Source organism: uncultured Erythrobacter sp., assembly GCF_947492365.1.
GTDB lineage: Bacteria > Pseudomonadota > Alphaproteobacteria > Sphingomonadales > Sphingomonadaceae > Erythrobacter.
On sequence record NZ_CANLMB010000001.1, the window covers coordinates 1495765 to 1519696 of the forward strand.

At 60.2% G+C, this 23932-nt stretch carries 23 protein-coding genes; 7 read left to right on the forward strand and 16 right to left on the reverse strand.

Annotated elements, in window-relative coordinates; genetic code table 11:
* Nucleotide 1: 1 nt before the first annotated feature.
* Nucleotides 2–1756 (reverse strand): ShlB/FhaC/HecB family hemolysin secretion/activation protein, encoded by a 1755-nt coding sequence (locus Q0887_RS07290; protein WP_299193577.1) that lies wholly within the window; start codon nt 1754–1756, stop codon nt 2–4.
* Between the two features lie 568 nt (nt 1757–2324).
* Between Q0887_RS07290 and Q0887_RS07295 the strand changes: the two genes are divergently transcribed.
* From Q0887_RS07295 to Q0887_RS07305, 3 genes are read left to right on the forward strand one after another with little or no spacing between them, the layout of a single operon-like run.
* Nucleotides 2325–2654 (forward strand): STAS domain-containing protein, encoded by a 330-nt coding sequence (locus Q0887_RS07295; protein WP_299193579.1) that lies wholly within the window; start codon nt 2325–2327, stop codon nt 2652–2654.
* Nucleotides 2655–2672: 18 nt separating this feature from the next.
* Nucleotides 2673–3638, forward strand: coding sequence for an MBL fold metallo-hydrolase (locus Q0887_RS07300; RefSeq protein WP_299193580.1), 966 nt, complete (start codon nt 2673–2675; stop codon nt 3636–3638).
* Nucleotides 3613–5691 (forward strand): CHASE2 domain-containing protein, encoded by a 2079-nt coding sequence (locus Q0887_RS07305; RefSeq protein ID WP_299193582.1) that lies wholly within the window; start codon nt 3613–3615, stop codon nt 5689–5691. The genes Q0887_RS07300 and Q0887_RS07305 overlap by 26 nt, the downstream gene beginning before the upstream one ends.
* A gap of 8 nt (nt 5692–5699) precedes the next feature.
* On the opposite strand, the gene Q0887_RS07310 is transcribed toward Q0887_RS07305, so the two are convergent.
* Together Q0887_RS07310 and Q0887_RS07315 are read right to left on the reverse strand one after the other, a co-directional pair.
* Nucleotides 5700–6437 (reverse strand): OmpA family protein, encoded by a 738-nt coding sequence (locus Q0887_RS07310; protein WP_299193584.1) that lies wholly within the window; start codon nt 6435–6437, stop codon nt 5700–5702.
* Between the two features lie 62 nt (nt 6438–6499).
* The gene (locus Q0887_RS07315) at nt 6500–6946 is read right to left on the reverse strand and encodes a FecR domain-containing protein (RefSeq protein ID WP_299193586.1); all 447 of its coding nucleotides are present in this window, start codon (nt 6944–6946) and stop codon (nt 6500–6502) included.
* Nucleotides 6947–6983: 37 nt separating this feature from the next.
* Between Q0887_RS07315 and Q0887_RS07320 the strand changes: the two genes are divergently transcribed.
* Nucleotides 6984–7397 carry an ATP-binding protein gene (locus tag Q0887_RS07320; RefSeq protein WP_299193588.1) on the forward strand — a complete coding sequence of 138 codons (414 nt, stop codon included), beginning with the start codon at nt 6984–6986 and terminating at the stop codon, nt 7395–7397.
* Here the strand turns inward: Q0887_RS07320 and Q0887_RS07325 are convergent.
* Complete coding sequence (locus Q0887_RS07325) at nt 7387–8328, reverse strand: haloalkane dehalogenase (RefSeq protein ID WP_299193590.1); 942 nt, start codon at nt 8326–8328, stop codon at nt 7387–7389. The two genes, Q0887_RS07320 and Q0887_RS07325, sit on opposite strands and share 11 nt — an antisense overlap.
* A gap of 88 nt (nt 8329–8416) precedes the next feature.
* Between Q0887_RS07325 and Q0887_RS07330 the strand changes: the two genes are divergently transcribed.
* From Q0887_RS07330 to Q0887_RS07340, 3 genes are read left to right on the forward strand one after another with little or no spacing between them, the layout of a single operon-like run.
* Complete coding sequence (locus Q0887_RS07330) at nt 8417–9487, forward strand: MBL fold metallo-hydrolase (RefSeq protein ID WP_299193592.1); 1071 nt, start codon at nt 8417–8419, stop codon at nt 9485–9487.
* 11 nt (nt 9488–9498) lie between these two features.
* Nucleotides 9499–10491, forward strand: coding sequence for a glutathione S-transferase N-terminal domain-containing protein (locus Q0887_RS07335; protein WP_299193594.1), 993 nt, complete (start codon nt 9499–9501; stop codon nt 10489–10491).
* Nucleotides 10488–10970, forward strand: coding sequence for a hypothetical protein (locus Q0887_RS07340; RefSeq protein WP_299193596.1), 483 nt, complete (start codon nt 10488–10490; stop codon nt 10968–10970). The genes Q0887_RS07335 and Q0887_RS07340 overlap by 4 nt, the downstream gene beginning before the upstream one ends.
* On the opposite strand, the gene Q0887_RS07345 is transcribed toward Q0887_RS07340, so the two are convergent.
* The 12 genes from Q0887_RS07345 to Q0887_RS07400 form a co-directional block, all read right to left on the reverse strand.
* Nucleotides 10967–11890: a formylglycine-generating enzyme family protein gene (locus Q0887_RS07345; RefSeq protein WP_299193598.1), complete on the reverse strand. Its 924-nt coding sequence runs from the start codon at nt 11888–11890 to the stop codon at nt 10967–10969. The genes Q0887_RS07340 and Q0887_RS07345 overlap by 4 nt on opposite strands.
* A gap of 2 nt (nt 11891–11892) precedes the next feature.
* Nucleotides 11893–12516 (reverse strand): TetR/AcrR family transcriptional regulator, encoded by a 624-nt coding sequence (locus Q0887_RS07350; RefSeq protein WP_299193600.1) that lies wholly within the window; start codon nt 12514–12516, stop codon nt 11893–11895.
* Between the two features lie 34 nt (nt 12517–12550).
* Entirely contained in the window at nt 12551–13795 is a 1245-nt protein-coding gene (locus Q0887_RS07355) for a DsbA family protein (RefSeq protein WP_299193602.1), read from the reverse strand.
* Nucleotides 13785–14420, reverse strand: a complete 636-nt coding sequence (locus tag Q0887_RS07360) for a hypothetical protein (RefSeq protein WP_299193604.1) — start codon at nt 14418–14420, stop codon at nt 13785–13787. Before Q0887_RS07360 ends, Q0887_RS07355 begins: the two co-directional genes overlap by 11 nt.
* Nucleotides 14421–14431: 11 nt before the next feature.
* Entirely contained in the window at nt 14432–16096 is a 1665-nt protein-coding gene (locus tag Q0887_RS07365) for a sulfatase-like hydrolase/transferase (RefSeq protein ID WP_299193606.1), read from the reverse strand.
* Between the two features lie 220 nt (nt 16097–16316).
* Complete coding sequence (gene fdhD, locus Q0887_RS07370) at nt 16317–17108, reverse strand: formate dehydrogenase accessory sulfurtransferase FdhD (protein ID WP_299193608.1); 792 nt, start codon at nt 17106–17108, stop codon at nt 16317–16319.
* On the reverse strand, nt 17098–17397 hold the full coding sequence (locus Q0887_RS07375) for a formate dehydrogenase subunit delta (RefSeq protein WP_299193610.1): 300 nt from the start codon (nt 17395–17397) through the stop codon (nt 17098–17100). Before Q0887_RS07375 ends, fdhD begins: the two co-directional genes overlap by 11 nt.
* Nucleotides 17394–20246, reverse strand: a complete 2853-nt coding sequence (gene fdhF / locus Q0887_RS07380; RefSeq protein WP_299193612.1) for a formate dehydrogenase subunit alpha — start codon at nt 20244–20246, stop codon at nt 17394–17396. Before fdhF ends, Q0887_RS07375 begins: the two co-directional genes overlap by 4 nt.
* A complete protein-coding gene (locus tag Q0887_RS07385) occupies nt 20236–20766 on the reverse strand; it encodes a molybdenum cofactor guanylyltransferase (protein WP_299193614.1) in 531 nt (176 codons plus the stop codon). The genes fdhF and Q0887_RS07385 overlap by 11 nt, the downstream gene beginning before the upstream one ends.
* Nucleotides 20763–22289 carry an NADH-ubiquinone oxidoreductase-F iron-sulfur binding region domain-containing protein gene (locus Q0887_RS07390; RefSeq protein ID WP_299193616.1) on the reverse strand — a complete coding sequence of 509 codons (1527 nt, stop codon included), beginning with the start codon at nt 22287–22289 and terminating at the stop codon, nt 20763–20765. Before Q0887_RS07390 ends, Q0887_RS07385 begins: the two co-directional genes overlap by 4 nt.
* The gene (locus Q0887_RS07395; RefSeq protein ID WP_299193618.1) at nt 22286–22711 is read right to left on the reverse strand and encodes an NAD(P)H-dependent oxidoreductase subunit E; all 426 of its coding nucleotides are present in this window, start codon (nt 22709–22711) and stop codon (nt 22286–22288) included. Before Q0887_RS07395 ends, Q0887_RS07390 begins: the two co-directional genes overlap by 4 nt.
* Before the next feature lie 218 nt (nt 22712–22929).
* Nucleotides 22930–23904, reverse strand: coding sequence for a LysR family transcriptional regulator (locus Q0887_RS07400; protein WP_299193620.1), 975 nt, complete (start codon nt 23902–23904; stop codon nt 22930–22932).
* Nucleotides 23905–23932 lie beyond the last annotated feature (28 nt).

Below are 23932 nucleotides of genomic sequence, written 5' to 3' on the forward strand. Positions count from 1 at the left end.
CTTAATATCTCCAAGGGAAAAGTCGGGCGGTCAAAGAGACCATGAAGCGCACATCACCGCGCGATTGCGCCAAGTCAGGGCGTTCGAGCGGGACGGCGACAAAAGCGTCACCTTGCAGGCGTGACCCCCAGACGGCGCGCAGTCCGCCACCGGCAGACCAGAGCCTGTCCGGATTGAGCGGCTGGCGGCTGGGGTCTTCGTTCCATGCCCAGGCCATGTCGGTGAAGACATAGGGCTGCACCGCAAGGTCATCGGCAGCATTGGGAGCCAGCGATCCGTAGCGCAGTTCTAGCGCGGTGCTTACACCGCTATCGCCCAGAACTGCGCCGGGATCGTAACCGCGACCAATCGAAAAACTGCCAGCAGCAAATTCCTCATAAGCTGGCAAAGGATCGCCGCTGATCTGGCCGCTTGATGACAGTACAAAGGTGATTTTCGGAACGGGGCGATATTCTATCCCCGCATCATAGCGCAGCAAGAGCGGCGTCGGATCAGCCTCGATCCGGCTGGTCTGGTTGCCATCGAAAAAGCATTGCGCTGCATTGACGCGGCAATCGGGGCTGGCTGAAAGGACGTCAAAGCCCTGCCGCACTTCGAGAGCATAACGCGCGCGGAACTTCGGCTCGAACGGAGTGTATCCGCCAATGCGCTGGACGCTTTGCTGGTCGGTCATCTCGCCCGAGAAGCGCGCAAACAGTGTGCGCACTCGGTCGCGCGAGATCATCACATCGTTGATCTCGACATCCTGATTGACGACATCAAAGCCGACATCGAGAAACTTGCTCGAGCGGCGCGTGCGTTGCAGCGGGTAGGACGCGAAGCCAGTGAAGACAGTGGTTTCGGATTCAAGATCGAACCCCGCAACACCCAGCTGCGGGTTCGTCTCACTATAGGTGAACTGGCCGCCCAGCCGCAGCCCTTCCCCGCCAACGGCAAAGTCATGCCCGATCTGGAGCGTGCGTTGCTCGCTGAATTCAAGCGTACTGAAAAGCGCAACCGAAGTGCGGTCGCCTAGCCCCGTGACATCGTAAATTTCACCGCGCAGCAACCCGCCGAAACGGCCAATCGCTTTCGACCCGAAATTCTGGACATTGAGGTCGATCACCCCGCGCTTGCGCACCACCGCGATTTCGCCGAGCAGGTCGCCCGGCTCTCCGCCAGCCGCCGGTCGCAGCGACAGGCGCACATTGACGCCCGGCAGATCATCGGCGAGCAGCAGGTAGCGTTCGGCATCGCGGGTGTTGAACACGGGCTGCTCGGTCAGTTTTTCCAGATAGGCCGCAACCAGCCCCTCTGACGGCCCGGCTTCGCCGCGAACTCGCAAGCCCGTTAGCCGCCCGAAAACGACGCCAAAATCGGCAACGCCATCGCTCAGATTTTGCTCGGGGATTTCAACCGTGGCCAGATAACCTTGTCCGCGCAGGATCGAATTGGCCCGCGCGCGGATGTCGCACAAAACCGCCAAAGGCACTTCGCGCCCAAGATAGCCGTCATATGCAGCTGCGAGCGAAAGCCCCGGCACCCGTTCCAGCCCGGCAAACTCGACGCCGCTCAGCGTCAGGCTGATCTCGGAATATTCGGCCCGGTCAAGCACGCATGGCGCGCGCTCCATATCGCCGTCGATCGTCAATGTGACGCTGCGATCCTCGCGGCGCTCCATTTCAGGCGGTGTGAGCTGGGTCCGTGGCGGCGGGGTGACCTGCGGAGCAGCCTGAGCGAAAGCCGCCCCTGTCGGCACAACCGCGGAGGCACCCAACACAAGGGCGCCCGCAGCAAATGCTGATCGTGCAACACTAGCACCGCGACGTCCGTGCTCAACACGGCGCAACTTAATAGAATTTGTAGACAAGCCTGCCCCCCAATTTCGTCTTGCAACCGCTCTTGCGCTTACAAGTCCCTGCCCGACCCGGAGAGATTCTCGAAAAAGGTGCAGCGTGGATTTTTCCACTTTGTGCCCTTGATCGGGCGACCCAATTTACGTTGAGCTCTGGAATACTCCGATCAGGAGTGAAAACAAGTGCGGGCATGGAAAATGACGGCCTGAACGCGTAACTTGTCGCGTTTCCACAAGTTTTGGCGCGCAAGGCCCTCCGGAGAAGGTGCCCGTTAACTCCATGCTAACGCTGTTCATGGGTTCGACTAGGGAAAAATTCATATTCTCCTGCTTGGCTCAAATTCAGGTCGCCGAAAACGCAGGAGTTAGCGTGCAGCACATCGCAGAAATCTCGCCAGTGCTTGGCGTGTTGGACCGGGTTCGCCCCCCAGCCTTCATATTTGGCAATCGCGATAAGTCGCGCTATGCCAAGCGAATGTCGGGAAGTGCATTGAACTGGACTAGCGAGAATCGCGCCGGAGCTACTGTGCTTTGCCCGAGCGGCCGAGTTGATGAATCGACCGCAGATGCGTTCAAGGAAAACTTGCTCGACGCGATGGCAGCAAAGCCGGAAACGGCGATTATCGATCTTGATGGCGTCGAATATATGTCTTCACGCGGGCTGCGCGCGCTCACCCTTGCGCAGCGCGCCGGGCAAGAGGCGGGGACCACGATTGTCCTAGCCCGCCCGAACGATACAATGCGCGAAATACTTGCAATCAGCCGTTATGATATGGTCTTTCGTGTTGCCGATACGATAGAGGATGCGATCGGGCATTAGTTTGCATTAGGGGGGAATATGCAGGTCCGGTTTTGGGGAACGCGCGGCTCGCTGCCGGTTGCGCCGCACGCCTCGACAATCACCGACAAGGTTGCAGACGCCCTGCTTCATGCCAATGGGAAGAGCTTTGCCGATAAGCAGGCAGCGCTAGATTTCGCGCGCGACGAGCTCGATTTTGCGGTTGGGCAAGGATATGGCGGCGCGACGAGCTGTGTCGAGATCGATGCGGGCAAAGGCGCTTTCGTTGTTTGCGACATGGGTTCGGGCCTGCGCGAATTCGGCCTCGATACGCTGCGGCGGCTGTCCGAAGGCTTGCGCCCCAAGGAATGGCACTTCTTCCTCTCGCACCTGCATTGGGACCACATCATGGGTTTCCCTTTCTTCGTGCCAGCTTTTGTTGATGGGGCGAAGGTGATCATCCATGCTGGACATAGCGACGCCGAAGAGGCTCTGCGCCGCCAGCAGGAAGAGATCAGCTTTCCGGTGCCGTTCCATTGGCTCAAGGCAGATATCGAGTTTCGCACTCTGGAAACGGGGCGTGACTACGAGATCGGCGAGCTGACCGTGGCCTTGATCGAGCAGGAGCATAGCCACAAAAGTTACGGCTATCGGTTCCGCGATGCCAAAGGGCGCACTGCAATCTATTCAACTGACGCCGAATACAAGATCGACAAGATGGACGAAGAGACCGCGATGATCGACTTCATTGCGGGTGCTGATCTGGTCATTGCCGACACGATGTATTCGCTCGCCGATAGCGTTTCGATGAAGGAAGACTGGGGCCACTCGTCGAACATTGTCGCGGTTGATCTGTGTCACGAGGCTGGCGCGAAACGGCTGGCGCTGTTCCATCACGAGCCGACCTATAGCGATGCCGATATCCAGCGGATGCACGGCGAAACGATCCGCTATGAAGAGCTGACCCGCAGCGCTGCCGCGCTCGAGGTGCTGTGCTCCTATGACGGGCTCTGTGTCGAAGTCTGAGGACATCGCACAGGAGGCAGGCACGCGGATGAAGCTTGTCCGCGCGGTTATCCTCGGCGGCATCGTCGGTGTGATGCTGGCATTTCTGCTCGGCACACAAAGCAGCCGCGCGGTGTTTGACAGCTGGCAGCGGCTTTCCCCGCGCGAAATTTCAACCGAGAATGTCGCTGTCATCCTGATCGATGATGACAGCGTGGTCGGGGTTGATGGGGCCGAAGGCAAGGTCGGCTGGCCGTGGCCGCGCAAGCTGGTCGCGCAACTGGTCGAGAAAATCGGTGAGGCTGACCCGGCGCTGATCGGCATCGACATCTATTTTCCCGAACGCGACCCACTGCGCCCCGAAGCCTTTGCCAGCCTATACGCTGATGACGATCTGGACGCAGCGAGCCGCGCCGCCATTCTCGATATGCGCGACTGGGATTACGAGCTTGCGCGGGTAATCGGCGAAACTCCCAGCGTTATGGCGCGCGCGGGGGTCGAATACGGGCTGAGCGATCAGCGCGACTATTTCTTCGAATCCCAGGTCCAGGGTGAAGCGCCCGCTGGCACATTGGCGCTCGACAATATCGTAGCCACATTGTTCGAACTTGAAGGTGCGGCGCTGTCACAGGCGATGGTCGATGGCGCGCCCGATGACGATGCGATTGTCCGGCGGGTCCCACTGAGCGTGCGCGTGGGCGACAAGCATCCGCCCGGCTTCGCGCTCGAACTCGCCCGGCTCGGCCTCGGCGTCGAGGAGTTGCGCTGGGAGGGGCAAAGCCTGTTCATGGACCGGATCGAAATTCCTGCCGATGCGAATGGCACGATGCGATTCAAGATGGGAGAATTCCCCGCTGCCGCCGATCATTCCGCCGCCGATATCCTGTCCGGCAGGATCGGAGCCGAGGAATTGCAGGGAAAAATCGTCATTCTCGGTGTTGGCGCGACGGGCACCTATGACATTGTCGGCACCCCTTTGAATGAAGCAGTCTTTGGCGCATTCGTGCAGGCGCAGGCTGTCGACGCCATTATCGAAGGCGAATGGCTTGCCCGTCCTGCATGGGCAATCGGTTTCGAACTAGTCGCAGGTCTTTTGCTGTTCGCAATCGTTCTGATCGCGGCGATGACACAGCGCGCAAGGTTGCTGGCCCCGGCCATCGGCATCGCGCTCTTGCTTCCCCTAGTCTCCTGGGCGGCATTCGATCAGGCTAATCTGCTGCTCGATCCCTCACGCGCGCTCATCATCTGGGCATGTGCAGCCATAGGCCTGTGGATCATGCGTTTCCTCATCACGCGCGAAGAGCTGGTGCAGGAGCACTTGCTGGTAACGCTGCATGAAGAGGAGATGGAGTTCGCGCGCCGCATACAGATGAGCATGGTTCCGGGCGAAACCACTCTCGCCCGGCTCGATCAACGCGCCGAAATCGCCGGCGTGCTCGAACCGGCCAAGACTGTCGGCGGCGACTTTTTCGATGCGCTCAAGATCGGTGACGACAAGCTGCTGTTTCTGGTTGGTGATGTGTCGGGCAAAGGCATGGCAGCGGCGCTCTATATGGCGCTTTCCAAGACTGCGGCGAAGAGCAATCTGGCGCGTGCAAGCGACGGGTTGCAGAATGCAGTGGCTGCGCTCAATCAGGATTTGATGGACGAAGCCGACCCCGAAATGGGTCTCACCATGCTGGTCGGCATTCTCGATTGCAGCACCGGCGATCTTGAACTGGTCAATGCAGGCCACGAAAACCCGCTGATTGTCCGCGCAGACCAGTCAGTCGAAACATTCGGGATGATCGGCGGACCGCCCTTTTGCGTGATCGACTTCAACTATCCGGTCGAGCACGACAAGCTCGAGCCCGGCGACACTCTGGTTATCATCACCGACGGCGCGACCGAGGCGGCCAATGTAGATGACAAGCTGTTCGGCGTTGAAGGGGTTGTCGGCGCGCTAAAAGCAGCAAACGACCGATCAGCCAAAGGCCGCGCGCAGCATCTGGCAAAGCAGGTTCGCGTGTTTGAAGGGCCAACCGACCCGAGCGACGATCTGACGATCTTCGCGCTCAGGTTCCTCGGCAGCTAGCCCCCAGCCTAGCGGACAGTGACCGTCACAATCCGGTAGGCGTCATTGTCTTCGCGCACTCCGCCAGATGCTCTGAGCGCCGCAAAGTCACCGGCTCCGACCACTTCTATATCTTCGGCAGAAATCGGCAGATCGTCCCCCAGTTCGGCGAGCAATTGGTAATAGACCGAGGTCGCCCGGCGATAAGACAATTGCTGATTGCGGACCGAGTTTTCCGGATCATCGTCAGTGAGATCGGTATAGCCCGCCGAATCCGCAAAGCCGGTGATCTCGATATGCAGTTCGGGCTTTTCCTGCTGGCTGGCGTAGCGATCGTTGAAGCGGATCAGATAGGCCTGCAAAAAGGCGCGAAGCTCGGCGAGAACAGCAGGCGAAAGCTCGCGTGCGCCAGTTTCAAACTCGAACCGGTCGATCGCCACTTCGAGCGGGAGGTCCGCAAGCAGGCCCGCGCGGTCCGGTGTTTCATCGAGCGCGCGGACACGTGGACCCCTTTCACGCAGGGTCGCTTGCTCGTTCTGACTGGTCAGAATTGCAGTCGAACTTACCGCAGTTTCGTCGCTGTAGCGTTCTTCGTAGTCTTCTTGCGAAAGCGCCGCGGCATCATCGTCAATTACAGCTACGGCGCCCAGATCACAAACAGGCGTTTGCTCGCCTGTTTCAGCGTCAATGACGGGCACAATCTCACCCGAAGCCAGACCTTCACAGATAGCAAGCTTTTCCGCCTGGATCGGGTTCAGCAGCGTCACGCGGTCTCCCGCGGCACAGCCGGCCAATACTAGCGCGCCCCCCAGCGCCAGAGTTGTTCTGATCATCCGACTTCAACCACAAAGGTCGTGCCGCGAACGCCCAGCGTCGATGTAGGCGTGCGCACGCGCATCCGGTCGCGCCCGGTCCGAGTGATGTTACCGGAATCAATGCCAACCGTTCCGCGCCGGATAAAGGTGGTTGAACGGCCCGTCTGGCGCGCCCTGTCATAGCGATATTCGTCGAGCGTGACTTCGCTATTGGGTCCGATCGCCATGCGGGTGTTGTCGATAAAGGTGATCCCGACCCGGCCTGCACGGCGGGTGACGATTACGTCATCCTCGACCAGTCGCATGCCCGATACGGCGCGATATGTGCGGCCATCGCGCGTTACCTCGACCCCGGAAGTCACATTCTTGACCCGGCCAATTTCTTCGCCTGCCGATTGCGCAGCAGCAGGTTGCACGACTAAGGCGGCAATCGCTGCGATAAGAAAGCTTACTTTTCTCATATGTTCTCCCCCAAGGAGTTTGTGTTAGCATATACTTATGGATCGACGGAGACGATTTTCGGCATTTGTTGCCAGCGGGCGCGATCCGCGTTCCACGATCCTTCAAGCATTGCAGTTCGCGCGAGAATTTCTGCCCGAAAGCTGCCTTGACGAGCGCGCCCGAGTCAAGGCTGCAATCATCATAGAAGAGCTAGTATCCAATTCTTTACGTTATGGCGGGCAGGCGAATGACCTGTCCTTGTGGCTCTCGCTCGATGATACGGGTGACGCGGTGGTGCTCGAACTCGAAGATGATGGCGCGCCGTTTGATCCCACTTGCGAGGATAGTTTCGCCGGTCCGAATCCGGAAACGGGCGGCGGCATAGGCCTCGCTATCGTGCGAGCATGGGGAGAAGATCTGACCTATGCCCGCCGGTCGGATCGCAACTGCCTGCAATTGACTATTCGCTGATCCCGCTAAGGAACGCGAGCACTTCGCGCGCATAATCCTCGGGCACGTCCTCCAGCAGAAAATGCGAGCCGCCTTTCAGGATGACTGGTTCGTAGTCTCGCGTGCCGGGGATGATCGGACGGACACTGTGATACCCGCGCGGCGCAACCTGATCCTTATCCGAATAGAGCGTCAGGAAGGGCTTTTCGAAGTCCATCAGCTTTTGCAGCTTGTGCCAGTTTTCGACCAGCATCGGATTGTCATTGCGAGTGGGCAGCAGCTGGGTGAACTGCCGGTTGCCGGTCAAATAGCTCTTGTCCGGATAGGGCGCAGCGAAGCCTGCGACGTCTTCTGCGGGCATATCCGTGATCGTCAGTCGGCGCAGCGTCTTCCAATGCTGCCAGTTCTTGCGCAGACGGATGTAGAGCTGGAAGCGGCGGAGCATCCCTGCTCCCTTGCGCGCCATCTTCGTGATCGGCTTGTCAGGATCGAGCACGGGAAAGCCTGTGTTCGACATGATGATGCTGGCGGTGCGGTCCTGATAATCCGCAATCGCGCGAAGACCGATAATCCCGCCCCAATCGTGCAGGATGAAATGCGCGCCCTTTAGGTCGAGCTTGTCGAACAGCGCCTCTTTCACCCAAGCCTCATGCCGGGCAATCGTATAGTCGCTCATCTGCGAGGGTTTGTCCGACCGGCCCATACCAATGAGGTCGATGGCGATGGCGCGGTAGCCTGCTTCAGCCAGAACAGGGATCAGCTTGCGCCACATATAGGACCAGGTCGGATTGCCGTGGATCATCACGACGGGTTGCCCATCGCGCGGGCCTTCATCGACATAGGCCATGCGCAAAGTGCCGCCTTCCATGTCCGACACATCGACATAATGCGCGGCGAATGGAAAGTCGGCGAGGTTGTCAAAACACGCGTCGGGTGTGCGTAAGGCCTTCATTGCATCCAACGGTTAATCAACAGGCAGGTTGATTGCAATTGCCTTTCGGCATTTGCCATGCCATTTCTTCGGCTTTGGAGGGATTGCTGTGTTTAAGAAGATTCTGTTGGGACTGGCCGGGCTGCTCGCATTGGGGCTCGCAGCCATATTCGCATTCCAGAAACCCATCGGCGGATGGCTGTTTGAACGCGCGGTCCAGCAGAATGTCAGTCTCGACAGCATCGCCGGATTGGAAGACGGATTGCATATTGGCTTGTGCGGCACCGGCTCCCCCATGGCGAACCCCGACCGCGCTGGCCCGTGCAATATCGTGGTTGCGGGCGATCAGGTGTTCGTTGTCGATATCGGCGAAGGCGGCGGGCGCAACCTCAGCCTTATGGGCGTCAATGCGGGCAATCTCGACGCGGTGTTCCTCACCCACTTCCACTCCGACCATATCGACGGAATGGGACCGTTGATGCTCAATCACTGGGTGCGCGGTAGCAACACCGCTCCCCTCCCCGTCTATGGGCCCGTCGGGGTGCAAGCCATCGTGGACGGCTTCAACGCCGCCTATGCCACCGACAACACCTATCGCACCGCGCATCACGGCGAAGCTGTCGCGCCGTCAAGCGGCGGCGGGGCCGAAGCGCGCGCCTTTGAAATGGAGGGCGAGAGCGCGGTTGTGTTCGAGCGCGCCGGGCTGCGCGTCACCGCCTTCACAGTCCCGCATGATCCCGTCGATCCGGCGGTGGGTTACCGGTTCGACTATCAGGGCCGCTCGATCTGCATCAGCGGCGATACGATGAAATCCGCCAATCTGGAGCGCACCTGCGAAGGTGTCGATCTGCTGGTTCACGAAGCGCTGCAAATGGAGATGGTCACGCAGTTGCAGGACGCGCTGACCGCAAACGGTGCGGAAAACACCGCGAAGATCATGTTCGACATCAGGGACTACCACGCTTCCCCGCAAGACGCCGCAGAAAGCGCGCAGATCGCCGGGGCCAAGATGCTGGTGCTCAGCCACCTCGTCCCGCCATTGCCCAGCGCCTACCTTTACCCCGCGTTCCTCGGCGATGCGCCCGATCACTTTGACGGCGACCTGATCGTGGGCGAAGACGGGATGTTCTTCAGTCTGCCAGCCGGCGGCGAGGCCATCGAACAGACCCGGCTCATGTGAGGAAACAGGCCATGTACACGATCCACGGCGCGCTCGGCTCGCCCTATTCGATGAAGATGCGCGCGCTGATGCGCTACCGCCGGATCACCCATGTCTGGTCGCATGGCAGCCACGTTCAGCAGCTGGCGGCGCAAAACTCGCTTCCGCCGGTCATCCCCGTCATCGAATATCCCGATGGCAGCTTCCGCAACGATTCCACGCCGGTTCTCTATGATCTGGAAACGCGCCACACGGATCGCTCGGTCATTCCGACTGACCCAGCGCAGGCCTTCATCGCCCATCTGCTTGAGGATTTTGCCGATGAATGGCTGACCAAGGCGATGTTTGGCTATCGCTGGCTGGAGGAAGTCGACCAGTTGCAGATGAGCCGCTGGCTGTCCTTCGACGCGCTGAAAGGCGGCGGGTTGGAAACGAGCCAAGGCATGGCGAAGATGTTTCGCGAACGGCAGGTCGGCCGGATGGCGATAGTCGGCTGCACCCGCGAAAACTTTGCCCTGATCGAGAATTCGACCCGGCGCGTGATGCAGGCGCTGGAGGACCATGTGGCCAATGAACACTGGCTGTTCGGCACCCGTCCCTCGCTGGCCGAGCTGGGCATTTATGGGCAGCTCTCACAGCTGGGAGTTGATCCCACCGCTCAAGCGATGATGCGTGCCGATTATCCCTACACTTTCCGCTGGCTACTCCATGTCGATGATGCTTCGGGAATCGAGGGTGAGTGGGACGAAGCGAATGCTCCGCTTAGACCTGTGGTCCAGAGCCTGCTGGCCGAAGTCGGGCGAGTCTATGTCCCGTTCCTGCTCGCCAATGAAGCGGCGGCGCAAGGGCAAGAGAAGACGTTCCGCATCGAAGTGGACGACATGCCCTACGAACAGGGCACGTTCAAATATCAGCTCAAATGCCTTGCCGATCTTCGCGCGAGATACGCCGCGCTGACGCCTGATATGCGGGCGCAGATTGACCCTGTGCTCGAAGTGGCAGGGTGCAAGGAGTTCCTGCAATGAAGCATGTCCTAGACCGGCTGTTCCCCGCGAGCTTCGACAATGTCTATCGCGGCAACCGGATCGCGCTTTGGCTATTCTACCCCCTCACCGCGATCACGCTTTGGCGCAGCCAGCACCATATCTTTGCCCCCGATGGCGGCGCGCAGAGCATCGCGACGATCCCGCTGGACACCTACACCGAAGGCGGGGCGCAGGGTATCATCACGATCTTTGCTCTGTGGGGTCTGGCGCAGCTCGCCATGGGCATTGTGATGCTGCTCGCGCTCATCCGCTACAAGTCGATGGTGCCGCTGCTGTGGCTGCTAATCCTACTTGAATATGGCGGGCGCAAGCTCGTCGGCATCTACAAGCCGCTCGAGACAGTCGGGACAGCGCCCGGGGCGACGGCGGCGACTGTTTTGCCGATTGTTGCGCTGGTGATGCTGGTGCTGGCGCTCTGGCCAGAAAAGGACGCGGGCGACCGGACGCCACACGGCTAATTCGAAGGGGGGCCACGGCGCGTGTCGACCAGCCGGAAACCGATATGGTCAGTGCCCAGGTCGCGCTCCTGAAACTGGCGAGCGGCGGGGCGATATCGGGCGCAATAATTGGCGGCGCACAAGAATGATCCGCCTTTGATCACACCGACGCTGGCCATCGCGTCTGACCGCGCCGCGCTGGTGCTGGTCCATTCCCAGACATTGCCGATCATGTCGTGCAGACCAAAGGCGTTGGGTTCAAAGCACCCGACCGGCGCACGCGAAGTGTAGCCGTCTTCGCCCAGATCCCTCGCCGGAAAGACGCCCTGATAATAGTTCGCCTGCGGATTGCCCGCCGCGTCTAAGGGTTCCGGAAGGCTCTCCGATCCGGCCCGCGCGGCGTATTCCCATTGCGCTTCGCTCGGCAGGCTCATGCCCGCCCATTCAGCATAAGCGAGCGCATCATCATAAGTGACTTGCACGACCGGGTCATTCGCGCGGCCCTCGATCGAAGTGTCCGGACCATTGGGCGCGCGCCACTGGGCTCCGACAGTCCAGCTCCACCAGTTCGGGTTGTCTGGTGTCGGCGCGCGGAATGTCGCCGATCCGGGTTGCAGCATCTCAGGCGGCGCGCCGGGAATAGCGGGCGGCGCGCGTTCTGCAGTGGTCACATAGCCGGTCGCTTCGACAAAATCGGCAAACTCAGCATTGGTGACTTCGGTGCGCGACATCCAGAAGCCCGCGATTTCGACCTCGCGGGCGGGAGCTTCCTCGGGATAAAGCGAGGCCTCGCCCATCACAAAGCTGCCGCCTTCGACCCACACCATTGCGGCATCAGGCAGCCCCTGACACGATCCTTCATTCGCTTGCGCAGCGACCTCATCACCGGCGTCGGAGCAACCAGCCAATAACAGCGCCGCGAGGATCGCCGGGCGAAGCATGGCTAGTCCGCCAGACTTTCAATTATATCCGCAACCAGCTGCTTGACCGCCTCGACAGTTTCGCTGGCAGAGAGATTTTCGTCCTGCCTTAACAGGCGCCAAGTATCGAAGCTCGTTGCTACCATGATCGCGCGGCCGATGGCCGTTTCGGTGTGTATCCGATCAGGCAAGATCGCGTTGAGCCGCTGCTTTTCCGCCTCATGCAGCCGCCGGTAATTTTCCTTTAGAAACTTCGACTTCTGGCGCGCCGCAGCGGTTGAAATCCGGTACGGTGCAATCCCTTCGCTGACCTCGCAGCGCCGCTCTATCAACTCGTTCAGGCGGTCTTGCCACCGGTCCGACTTATAAGGCGCTTCCACGATCGGCTTATAGGCTTTGACAAGGATCGCATCGACTTCGCGATACATGGCGTCCTTTTCGTCAAAATGCCGGAAGATCGAGCGCAGGCCCACGCCAGCTTGCTTGGCAATATTGGCCGTGCTGGGATTCAAGTCGCCCGCCACGATCAGGTCCATCAATGCCTGGATAATTTTTGACCGGCTGGCCTGACTGCGCGCATGGCGGCCATCGCTTTGCGGTGCTTCCGCTTTCAGCGCGTCGGATATTGCAATGCTTGCCTGATTCATGCGTCCCTCTGGATAGGTTTGTTTCCTGTATCGCTCATTGCGTCACGGCTCCACCCTTGCCAGATCGCCTGCGAATCTCGCTTGCGACCAGCCACAGGCGATCCTGCCCCCAGACGCACAGATCATCTTCGCCGTCATCGCCGCGCAGGCGAAAGCTGGGCACACCCCATAGGCCAAGTTCTTCGGTCATTTCGGCCTGATAGCGCGCAGTTTCCGCTTTCCATTCGTCATTGCCGAGATGCTGCTGCGCTTCGCTCCAGTCGAGTCCTGCCCGCTCGACCGCCTTCCTCAAGCCTGCCTTGCGATGAAGACCCACGCCTTCGCGGAAGGCGAGGTGCAGCGCGGCAGACATCAGCGCGGTGTCGCGCCCCTGTTCTCGTGCCCAGGGGAGCAGGGAGTAAACCTGCCGCGTGGGCTCTCCGATCGGCGTCATCACCGGGCCGAACCCAACCCCCAGATGCTCGCCCTCGCGCTTGGTGTCGAACATGATGTACATGCCCTTCTCCCGCGTGGCAGGCACGCCGCGCATGATCATTGGCAGCACCGGCTTGTGATTGAGCGAGACCCCGCATTCGCGCGCCACCGCGATAACCTTGTCATAGATAATCGAAGTATAGGGCGAATTGAGCGAAGGGTAGAAGTCGAGCGTGAGGTGGCTCGCATCTACACCGCTAACGTCAATTTCCGGCCGCGGGCAGATATGGGGCAAGGCTGTGTCATGGCAGGCCCCCAATTCGCGTAGTCTCTGTTCAAGGTAAAACAGCCGGTCGACGCCCCAATACCACTCGCCCGCATAGTGGAACATCGCGCCTGAATAATGGCCAAGCTCGGCCAGCCGCGCGCTGCCTTTATCGAGCGTGTCCTCGCTGGCACTTGTGCCTGCCTCTGGCTCCAACTCAGATGGCCGAACAAGCCCGTAATGCGGTGCGATCAATTCAGCATCGCGCTGCGCCCAGCTGTCCAGTTTTTGCAGCTCGGGCTGGTTCTTGCCGCCACTCGCGCGGATCTGGTGCTGCACAAGCTGGATATCGTAGCGCTCGCACAGCCGGCCGAGCACCTGCTCGGCAAGGCGCGAATAGGGATCGTCCGATTGGTGGAAGTATTCCACGACATGCGGCGCGCCATCGCGCAACCGCTGGCTCTCAGCCTTGGCGCGGGCCTTGGCGCGCTTCTCAGGCTGGATCACCCGGTCAAACATCCGCCGCATCAGGTGACGCAGCAATGCAGGCGGGTCGGTCATCAACCGGCCATTGGGGTTGTTCGCCGGTTCAGGCTGCATCGAGCCTGCCTCGCCGATTCTGCACACGCCCGATAAGCGCAAGCCCCGCGATAGCGAGCAGAGCCAGCAGCATGCCGACCATCAGCCGGACCTGCACAAAGGTGATCGTTGGACGGGTGATGAACACTTCGGTGTGCGCAAGCGAAGCGGTCTTGAACGCATTGCCTTCCACCATCCGCTCATCAGCAATCATATCGAGCAGGTCGCGCAAGGATCGGTACCGAACCACCGCCACTCGGTCGATTTCCTCGCCATATTTGCCCAGCATCAACCCGGCGCGCTCGCTAACGAAGACCGGATGCCCGCCCCGCTCCAGCAACAAAGGAAACACGATAGCAGCATAGTCCGCCTCAGCTTCGAGCGCGGCTGCTCCTTCTTCACGAGTCTCCAGATTTACCGCGTAAAATTCCTTGCCGTCATCATGGGGCAGCATCGCGCGCAGATTGCGGCTCATGCTTCCTTCGGGCGTATCCTCGATGCGGATTGCGTGGACCTGCTCGACCCGCTCGAGCATCGCCAGCCCTTCTTCCTCGGAAATAGGGTCGCCATTGCCGCCATACCAATGCCAGAAGCCCGCATAAACAGATGCGAGGAGCACCAGCCAGATCCATTTCGCCTTACTCATGCGCGTCATTCCTAGTTTGCCCAATAGATCAACTCGTCACCCTCTTCGTACTGATCGGCGAGTGATTTATCGATCATCACCGGCATCGAAGTCGAAGAAGGATAGAGAAGCGTGCGACCTTCATGGTGCGCTTCGAGCAAGTCCAGCAAACGCGCCGCGACTTGCGGCTCTTGCTCGACCAGATTGACCTGCTCGGTTGGATCATCGGCGAGATTGAACAGCCAGTTTTTGTCCTGTTTCTGGTCGATCTGGAACTTCCAGTCGCCCGCGCGGACCGCCCAATAGGGCCCGCTTTGCCAGTAGATCGCCTCATCCTCGCGTAGGAGCGGGCCAGTCCCGCTCGCGATCGGCAAGAGATCAACTCCGTCAATTGCGCGCTCGGGCAATCCGGCTTTGGTGATCGAGGCAATGGTGCGGAAGATGTCGATATGGGTCACAGGCTGCTCAACCGTCCGCCCAGCAGGCAGGCCAGCCGGCCACCGCATCATGAACGGCACGCGCACGCCCCCTTCGAACAAAGACAGCTTCCAGCCGCGATAGGGCGCGTTGACTTGCGGCAGTCCGATATAGCCCGCCCCGCCATTGTCACTGGTGAAAATCACCACTGTGTTGTCGGCAAGGCCTTCTTCCTCAAGCTTGTCGAGGATTTCGCCCACGCTGCGATCCAGCGCGCGGATCATCGCGGCATAGACGCGCAGACGATGTGGCTGGATATCACCGACCGCCTCGTAATCCTCGCGGGTGGCTTGCAAAGGCGTGTGCGGTGCCCAATGCCCGACATAAAGGAAGAACGGCCGGTTCCGGTTGGCCTCGATCGCTTCGAGCGCCTCCTCGGTCCACCAATCGGTCAGATAGCCGCCGGGCCGAAACAGCTGTGACCGATTGAACGATCCGGCAAAGCGCTGCGAAGCCCACAGAAACCGGTCAATCGGATCGAAATCGAGCTGCGCGTTGACAACATCGGGGCTGTCTTCGGGCAGATAGAGCCCTTCGTTCATGAGCAGGCTCTCGTCGAACCCCTGCCCCATTGCATCGACTTGCTCGCTGACGCCGAGGTGCCATTTGCCGATATGGATGTTGTGATAGCCGCTCTCTCCCAGCATCTCAGCCAAGGTGACTTCCTCGCCAGGCAGGCCCTGATCTTCGTATGCCGGGCGCATCGCGTCGGCATCGGCATCGAATTGTCCGGGCGGAAGATCTGGCCTGATCTGCTGTGAGACCGTGCCCACCACGCGGCCCATTTGCGCAGGAGTTGGCGTGAACTCGAAACCGGTGCTGGTCGCATAGCGTCCCGTCATCAGCATTGCGCGTGATGGAGAGCAGGTCGCGTTTCCGGCATAGCCCTGAGTGAAATTCACACCCTCTGCCGCGATGCGATCAATATTGGGGGTCGGGACAAGGCCGCCTGCAACCCCTCCGCCAAAGGTCGAAATATCGTTGATGCCGAGATCATCAGCCAGAATGAGGACTACATTGGGTGGACGCTCACCAATTGGAGCCGCGGCTTGCTCCGGCCCCTGCTGCCAATCAATATCCGGCGTTTGCTCGGCAATGTCCGGTTGAGCGCGATTTTTCACAGCCCACAGGATCAGATCACTCCGGAACGCATAGGCCAGCGCAGCAGCGAGGACGATCACAAGCAGCAATCCGCCAACAAGCTTTTGCCATTTCTTCATTGCCTTACCTCAGTTCCGATGAAGAAAAACCGATCGCCGATTTTTGCATGGGCGCTAGCATACACTTTGTCAGCATGAATTGGCATAGAAAGTGCTGATTTAAATGCCAAGCCGAAAGCGGCGTGTCACAAGGACTGCGCGGCCGGTCGGCCTCGAAACGGCACAATTGACGGCTTCCACTATCCAGCCAGCGACCACCTGCGTCCCCTCAAGCGACGCCTTAAGAGGAAACAGGCCCGCCCTTGGATGGCTCAATCCGCAAAAAACTGTCGTTTCGGGCAAGGCATGTGAGGCTTAGCCCGGCATCACGCGCCCGCTCGACCGCCATGCTTGTCGGCAAAGAGACGGTGACAAGCCGCGTCCCCCCTGCCTTCACGACTTTCTCGACGATTTCATAGGAACAGCGCGCTGTAGAGATGACAATGCCCTGCGCGATATCACGCCCGCTAGCAGCCAATGCGCCGATGAGTTTGTCGATCGCATTGTGCCGCCCGACATCCTCACGCACTTCAAGGATTGCGCCTGACATATCGGCAAATCCCGCGCCATGCGCAGCGCCGGTTTGCTGATTGAGCCTCTGGTGGCTGCGAATGGCGCCGATGGCGGCGAAGATTGCATCGCTGCTCGCCGCCTGATGGTCTGCAACCCTCGGCAACGGCTTTCCTACGGCTTCGAGATTTTCGATTCCGCAAAGCCCGCAAGAGCTTTCGGCGACGCGGGTTCGAACCCGGTCAGACAATTGCTCGACACCCAATCCTGACAATCGCGCCCGCGCAACGATGCCCTTATCGGTCTCGGCGATGGAGATGGAATCGATCTCGCCAACATGACCCGCCAATCCTTCTGTCAGGGCAAAGCCTCGGACGAAGTCTTCAAGATCGGTAGGCGTTGCCATCATGACCGCATAGGCCAGCCCGTTGAACTCCAGCGCCACTGGAACCTCTGGCACCCAATTGCGCGAGACGTCCTGCGCGGTGCCATCGGCGAAGATTTCCCTCGCGCTATCCGGCATCCGAATTGTGCAAGCCCCCATGCGTGGAGAATTCGGTCGCGCGCGTCTGCGAGCCGGGATTACCCTTCGATTCCAGATGAGTGATCGCGGCGGCTGCGATGGGATCGAGCCCGCTGCGGTCGCTGGCAAAAATCGCCGCTTTCATCCGCGGATCCCAAAAGCTCTCGATGTGATCGGCGGTCGCCAGCACTGCCCGATCATGGCCAATGGCAACGAAATTCTTGGCAATCTGGTTGGCATAGCGCCACAGCCGCTCCACCTGCTGCCTTCCAGATGCTTGAGCCGTCATTCGGCCGGTTCCTTCGCATCGGTCTCGATCCGGCGGCTGCGCTCGGAAAGTTCGCGGTAGTCTTCCTGCCAGTCGGTCGGGCCGTTGGACGGAGTTACCTGCACAGCCGTAACCTTATATTCGGGGCAATTGGTCGCCCAGTCCGAATAGTCCGTGGTGACAACATTGGCCTGCGTCGCAGGGTGGTGGAAGGTGGTGTAGACCACGCCGGGCGCCACGCGGTCAGTAACAGTGACACGCAAAGTGGTTTCCCCTGTCCGGCTGGCCAATTTTGTCCAGTCACCGTCTTTGAGGCCGCGATTTTCCGCATCGACCGGGTGGACTTCCAGAATGTCCTCTTGATGCCAGACGGTATTGGCGGTGCGCCGGGTCTGCGCGCCGACATTGTACTGGCTGAGAATGCGTCCAGTGGTCAGCAGGAGCGGGAAGCGCGGGCCGGTCTTCTCGTCGGTCGGCACGTAATCGGTGACCACGAACAGGCCTTTGCCGCGCACGAAACCTTCCATGTGCATCACTGGCGAGCCATCGGGATGCTTCTCGTTCACGGGCCACTGCACACTGCCGCGTTCCTGCAGCATCTGCCAGTTCACGCCTGCGAAACTGGCAGTGAGGCGCGCGATCTCGTCTAGGATCTTGCTCGGATGGTCATAATCCCACCCTGCGCCAAGTGCATTGGCGAGCAATTGCGTAACCTGCCAGTCTTCGTAGCCATTGGCTGGTTCCATCACCTTGCGGACCGGCTGGATGCGCCGCTCGGCATTGGTGAAGGTGCCGTTCTTTTCAAGGAAAGTGCTGCCCGGCAGGAAGACGTGCGCGTAGTTCGCTGTCTCGTTGAGGAAGAGGTCGTGGACGATCACGCATTCCATCGCCGAAAGGCCGGCGGCGACATGTTTGGTGTTGGGATCGGATTGGAGGATATCTTCCCCCTGAATGTAGATCGCCTTGAAACTGCCATCGACGGCGGCGTCGAGCATGTTGGGAATGCGCAGGCCCGGCTCCGGATCAAGGCTGACACCCCAATCCTGTTCAAACAGTTCGCGCGTTGCCGTGTCTGACAGGTGGCGATAGCCGGGCAGTTCATGCGGGAAGCTGCCCATGTCGCAGGCGCCCTGCACGTTGTTCTGGCCGCGCAGCGGGTTCACGCCGACGCCCTTGCGGCCGATATTGCCGGTTGCCATTGCAAGGTTGGCAATGGCCATCACGGTCGAAGAACCCTGACTGTGCTCCGTCACGCCGAGGCCGTAATAGATCGCGCCATTACCGCCAGTGGCGAAAAGCCGCGCGGCACCGCGCAGCTCTGCGGCGGGAACGCGTGTGACCGGCTCGAGCGTTTCGGGCGAATGGCGCTCATCAGAAACGAAACGCGCCCAGTCCTCATAGGCATCAACGTCGCAGCGCTCGCGGATGAATTCCTCATCTGCGAGCCCTTCGGTGACGATGACATGCGCCATCGCGGTCAGCACAGCAACATTGGTGCCGGGTTGCAGCGGAAGGTGATGGGCGGCTTCGACATGCGGGGTGCGCACGAGGTCGATCCTGCGCGGATCGATAACGATCAGTTTGGCCCCTTCGCGCAGACGCTTCTTCAGGCGGCTCGCAAAGACCGGGTGACCATCGGTGGGGTTGGCGCCAATTACCAGCGCGACATCAGTGTGCTCGACACTGTCGAAGTCCTGCGTGCCTGCGCTCGTTCCGAAAGTTGTCTTAAGCCCGTATCCGGTCGGCGAATGGCAGACGCGCGCGCAGGTATCGACATTGTTCGCACCAAACACGCTGCGGATCATTTTCTGAACCAGAAACGTCTCTTCATTGGTGCAGCGGCTGGAGGTGATACCCCCCAGCGCACGCGGCCCGTGCTCGCCCTTGATCGCCTGCAAGCGGTTGGCCGTGAAGCTGATCGCTTCGTCCCACGAAACCTCACGCCACGGCTCGTCAATGCTGTCGCGGATCATTGGCGCGGTGATGCGGTCGTCGTGGTTCGCATAACCCCATGCGAAGCGGCCTTTGACGCAGGAATGCCCGCGATTGGCCTTGCCATCCTTGTAAGGGACCATCCGGACGAGCTGTTCGCCCTTCATTTCCGCCCGGAAAGTGCAGCCTACCCCGCAATAAGCGCAGGTCGTGACGACTGAGCGCTCAGGCTTACCCAGCTCTTTCACACTCTTCTCGCGCAAGGTCGCTGTCGGACAAGCTTGCACACAGGCACCGCAGCTGACGCATTCGCTGGAAAGAAAATCGTCGGTCTTGGAACCGGCGCTGATCATCGAAGCAAATCCACGTCCGTCAACCGTCAGCGCGAGCGTTCCCTGCACCTCGTCACAGGCACGCACACAGCGCGAACAGGCGATGCATTTGCTGGGATCAAAGTCGAAATAGGGGTTAGAGGTGTCGGTCTCGACCCCCAGATGATTTTCACCCTCATAGCCATAGCGCACATCGCGCAGGCCCACTTCGGCAGCGGTGTCCTGAAGCTCGCAATCATTGTTTGCGCTGCAGGTGAGGCAGTCGAGCGGATGGTCGGAGATATAGAGCTCCATCACCCCGCGCCGCAGCTTTGCGAGCCGCGAATTCTGGGTGTGGACGACCATCCCATCTTCAGCAGGTGTGGTGCAGCTGGCAGGCGTGCCGCGCCGCCCGTCGATCTCGACCAGACACATGCGGCACGAGCCAAAGCTCTTGACGTTATCCGTCGCACACAGGCTGGGAATATCCCCGCCACTTTCGCGCGCGGCGCGCATGACGCTGGTTCCAGCAGGCACAGTCACACTGCGCCCGTCTATCGTCAGCGTTACCCGCTCACTCGCACGGCTTTCGGGCGTTCCGAAGTCCTTCTGGCGCTCATAGGTCATGACGGGTCTCCGCAGCCGCAAGATCGGCCGGTGTGTTGATATTATCAGGTTTGACGGCAAGCTGCACGTCGCGCGCGCCAATTGCTTTGGCGAAGGCGATCACCGAATGCCTGCCATCGCCCTGCAAGATGCTTTCGATTGTTGGCAGAGTGTCAGTCGGCCAATGCCCGATCACCGGCTGGCTCGCGACAAAAGCAGGTGCCGGATCAAGGCACTCGCGCAGGTCTTTCGGTAGAGCAACACTGTCCACGCCGCAGGTAAGGACGCCGGAAAAACCCTGCTCATCTGCATGGCGCAGCGCTCCGGCGATCCCGCCGAGAGGCCCCATCCCCGCGCGCGGCCAATCTGGCACTGACGGTGCCGATGCGTGTTCGCGTCCAACGACTATAACGCTGGCGCACATGGCCTTCAGGCTTTCAATGGCGCGCTCGAGCAGCGTCAACCCGCGCAATTCAGCATCGGCCTTGTCGCTGCCAAAACGGCTCGATTGCCCGCCCGCCAGGACTGCACCCAGGATCACGGCGTCTTCTCCAGGCCAAAATCCTCGGGCCAATGTTCCAGCGCGCTCATCACAGGATAAGGCGTGAAGCCGCCAAGCGCGCAGAGTGAACCGTCCTTCATGACCTCGCACAGGTCAGTGAGAAGCTCGACCTCATCTGACTTGCCGCGAGGCGTCTTGACGGTGTTGTGCATTTGCGGGGCCAGTTCGAGCCTGTCGGGCTCGCGGCCACCAGCCATGATCCGGTCGACAATCTCGACCCCGCGCACCGCGCCGATGCGGCAAGGCGTGCACTTGCCGCAGCTTTCTGCCGCACAAAATTCGAACGCAAAACGCGCCATGCCGCCCATGTCGGCTGTGTCGTCAAAAACAGTGATCCCGCCGTGACCGATCAGTCCGCCTGCCGCGGTAAACGCCTCGTAGTCGAACGGCAGATCAAACTGGTCAGGGTGGATATAGGCGCCCAGCGGACCGCCAACCTGCGCCGCTTTCACCGGGCGCCCCGAGGCCGTTCCGCCTCCGATTTCATTGACGAGCTTATCCATCGAAATGCCAAAGGCTGTCTCGTATAGCCCGCCATGCTTGATATTGCCCGCAAGCTGGATCGGCATTGTGCCTTTCGAACGTTCGACGCCCAAGCTTTCGTAAAGAGCCGCACCGCCTTCGGAAAGGATGTGCGGCACTGCCGCCAGTGTCAGCACATTGTTGACAACGGTCGGCTTGCCGAACAGCCCTTCGAGCGCGGGTAGCGGCGGCTTTGCGCGAACTTCGCCCCGCTTGCCCTCCAGACTGTTGAGCAGCGAGGTCTCCTCGCCGCAGACATAGGCCCCTGCACCGACGCGCACTTCGAGCACGAAAGGAGCAACGGTAGCTGCCGAAAGCTTGATGGCCGCTTCCATCTTGGCGATCGCATCGGGGTATTCGCTGCGCAGGTAGATAAATCCATGCCCCGCCCCGACTGCGAGTCCGGCGATCGCCATCCCCTCGATCAGAGCGTAAGGATCGCCTTCCATCACCATGCGATCGGCAAAGGTCGCGCTGTCGCCTTCATCGGCATTGCAGACGATGTATTTCTCGTCGCCCGCGGCCCTCGCGACGGTCTGCCATTTGATACCGGCGGGAAAGCCAGCGCCGCCACGCCCGCGCAGGCCGGATGTCGTAACTTCTTCGAGGATCTGGTCTGCGCCGATCCCCTGTGCCCGCCGCAACCCGGCCCAACCGCCAGTCGCTTCGTAATCTTCCAGACTTAGGGGGCGAGTGAGGCCTGCGCGGGCGAAAGTCAGACGCTGCTGCGAGGCGATAAAGGCATGATCCGCAATCGCGCCAATTGCCTTGTCACTCGACCCGTCGAGGATTGCCGCCACGTCTTCGGCGCCCGCAGGCCCGAACCCGTTGCCGTCAATTTCAACCAGCGGTTCGAGCCAGTGCATGCCCCAACTTGAGACCCGCTCCACACGCGCCCCGGCCGCCTCAAAAGCTGCCGCCAAGCTATCGGCACCGCACGCCTTTGCCAGGCTGTCGTCAGAAATTCTTACTAAGGTCATGCGCGTTCGATCACTTGGCGGAGAGCGTCAGCATCAAGACGCGAATGGAGAGTGTCGCCAATCCGCGCATTGGGACCAACGCTGCAAAGGCCAAGACAATAGACCGTGCCCAGACGCACCCGGCTGCCCGCAGCCTTCTCAGCATCCGCAATCAGCGCTTCTGCCCCGCGCGCCTTGCAGGCTTCTGCGCGGCAGATCTGCACTTCTGGGCGCGGATCGTGAGCAGGTTTGAAATCGTGATAGAAGCTGACAACGCCGTGAACCTCAGCACGGCTAAGGTTGAGCGCCTTCGCCACAGCCTTTTCTGCCGCTTCGTCGATACAGCCAAATTCAGCCTGCACGTCATGCAGGATTGGCAATAGCGGCCCTCGCCGCCCCAAATGCTGGGCACAGATTTCTTCGATGCGAGCTTCGGTGCTCAATGCAGGTCCAATCGGTTATCGCGCAAGGCGGCAAAACTTCAGTTTTGAGAAGTGACGCAATCCATTGCCGTTGACAATAAGCCCGCGTTGACGGGCTCAAACGAGGTTAATCCGATCAACACCAAGAATGCAGTTTTTGCATTGTATTTCAACGTATTAATACGCGTGCCGCATGGTGGCTGACTGGCATGATTAGCCAAAAACAATGTGCAGATTACTCAGCCTGCTTTTGTGGTCTCGGACCATCTGACTTTCTGATCCAGCCATGGGTGCGCGGCGAATAGAGGGTCTAGTCCGACATCCTGGATTGCTCCGCGGATCGACGTGGCCAGCTTCGCCGGCAAGTCGCCGAATTCGCCTTTGCGTGAAATCAGCGTGAAGTAACGGCGGAATTGCGCTTGGCGCATCGGCTCGACCCTTAACCGGTCGAACAAAGCCGGATGGCTCGCAAGGCAGAGCGGCGTGGTAATGCCCCAACCAAGCCCTTCGCTGATGGCGGTCAGTTGCTGCGCGGTGGAATCGACCTCGACCGAGTTTCGCAGATGGCTGCGCATGCGGGACAGCTGGCTCTCTATCCGCATGCCGATGGCGGATTGCAGCGAGTACCGGATAAACGGCAGTTCGGGAATATCGCCGATGTGGTCCGCAGCGCCCGCAAAGCTGGTTGGGAACGCAAGCACGAACTCCTCATCGAAGATCGGGAGCCGGTCGAGATTCTCGCTTCCCCCCAGGTCCGAACCGGCAGTGACCAGAATATCAATCTTGCGATTGAGAAAATCCTCCTGCTGTGTCAGCGAGGTTCCCGAACGGATCAACCATTGCCCCGCATTGCCGCCCAACTCGCGCAGCAGAGGGACGGTGACGAGATTGGCCATGCTTTCGGCCATGGCGATGGTGACACTGTTCATCGGCAAATTGCCGATACCCCTGATCTCAGCAGCCAGCCGCTTGGCCTCTGACACGAGGCGGGCACCGTCATTGAGAAGGAACCGGCCGCTGGCGGTTAGCGTCAATGGGCGGGTGGTCCGATCAAACAGGCGTGTGTCGAGCGCGCTCTCCAGCTTGGAAACGATCTGCGACACGGCCGATTGGGTCATCCCCAGATGTTCTGCGCTCTGAGTCATCCCGCCCAGTTCGGCGGTCAACATGAACACTTCAAGCGAGTGAATGTCGAAGCCAACTGGAAGTTTCAAATCCTGCTCTCCTGGCAATCCGGCAACC

Bases quoted from the DNA above. Each gene is read 5' to 3' on its own strand.
- Q0887_RS07355 (WP_299193602.1), bottom strand. From the start codon at position 13,795: ATGCAGCCTGAACCGGCGAACAACCCCAATGGCCGGTTGATGACCGAC.
- Q0887_RS07345 (WP_299193598.1), bottom strand. From the start codon at position 11,890: ATGCTTCGCCCGGCGATCCTCGCGGCGCTGTTATTGGCTGGTTGCTCC.
- Q0887_RS07325 (WP_299193590.1), bottom strand. From the start codon at position 8,328: ATGAAGGCCTTACGCACACCCGACGCGTGTTTTGACAACCTCGCCGAC.
- fdhF (WP_299193612.1), bottom strand. From the start codon at position 20,246: ATGACCTATGAGCGCCAGAAGGACTTCGGAACGCCCGAAAGCCGTGCG.
- fdhD (WP_299193608.1), bottom strand. From the start codon at position 17,108: ATGCCGGATAGCGCGAGGGAAATCTTCGCCGATGGCACCGCGCAGGAC.
- Q0887_RS07340 (WP_299193596.1), top strand. From the start codon at position 10,488: ATGAAGCATGTCCTAGACCGGCTGTTCCCCGCGAGCTTCGACAATGTC.
- Q0887_RS07360 (WP_299193604.1), bottom strand. From the start codon at position 14,420: ATGAGTAAGGCGAAATGGATCTGGCTGGTGCTCCTCGCATCTGTTTAT.
- Q0887_RS07365 (WP_299193606.1), bottom strand. From the start codon at position 16,096: ATGAAGAAATGGCAAAAGCTTGTTGGCGGATTGCTGCTTGTGATCGTC.
- Q0887_RS07315 (WP_299193586.1), bottom strand. From the start codon at position 6,946: ATGAGAAAAGTAAGCTTTCTTATCGCAGCGATTGCCGCCTTAGTCGTG.
- Q0887_RS07335 (WP_299193594.1), top strand. From the start codon at position 9,499: ATGTACACGATCCACGGCGCGCTCGGCTCGCCCTATTCGATGAAGATG.
- Q0887_RS07305 (WP_299193582.1), top strand. From the start codon at position 3,613: ATGACGGGCTCTGTGTCGAAGTCTGAGGACATCGCACAGGAGGCAGGC.
- Q0887_RS07320 (WP_299193588.1), top strand. From the start codon at position 6,984: ATGGATCGACGGAGACGATTTTCGGCATTTGTTGCCAGCGGGCGCGAT.
- Q0887_RS07390 (WP_299193616.1), bottom strand. From the start codon at position 22,289: ATGACCTTAGTAAGAATTTCTGACGACAGCCTGGCAAAGGCGTGCGGT.
- Q0887_RS07375 (WP_299193610.1), bottom strand. From the start codon at position 17,397: ATGACGGCTCAAGCATCTGGAAGGCAGCAGGTGGAGCGGCTGTGGCGC.
- Q0887_RS07350 (WP_299193600.1), bottom strand. From the start codon at position 12,516: ATGAATCAGGCAAGCATTGCAATATCCGACGCGCTGAAAGCGGAAGCA.
- Q0887_RS07300 (WP_299193580.1), top strand. From the start codon at position 2,673: ATGCAGGTCCGGTTTTGGGGAACGCGCGGCTCGCTGCCGGTTGCGCCG.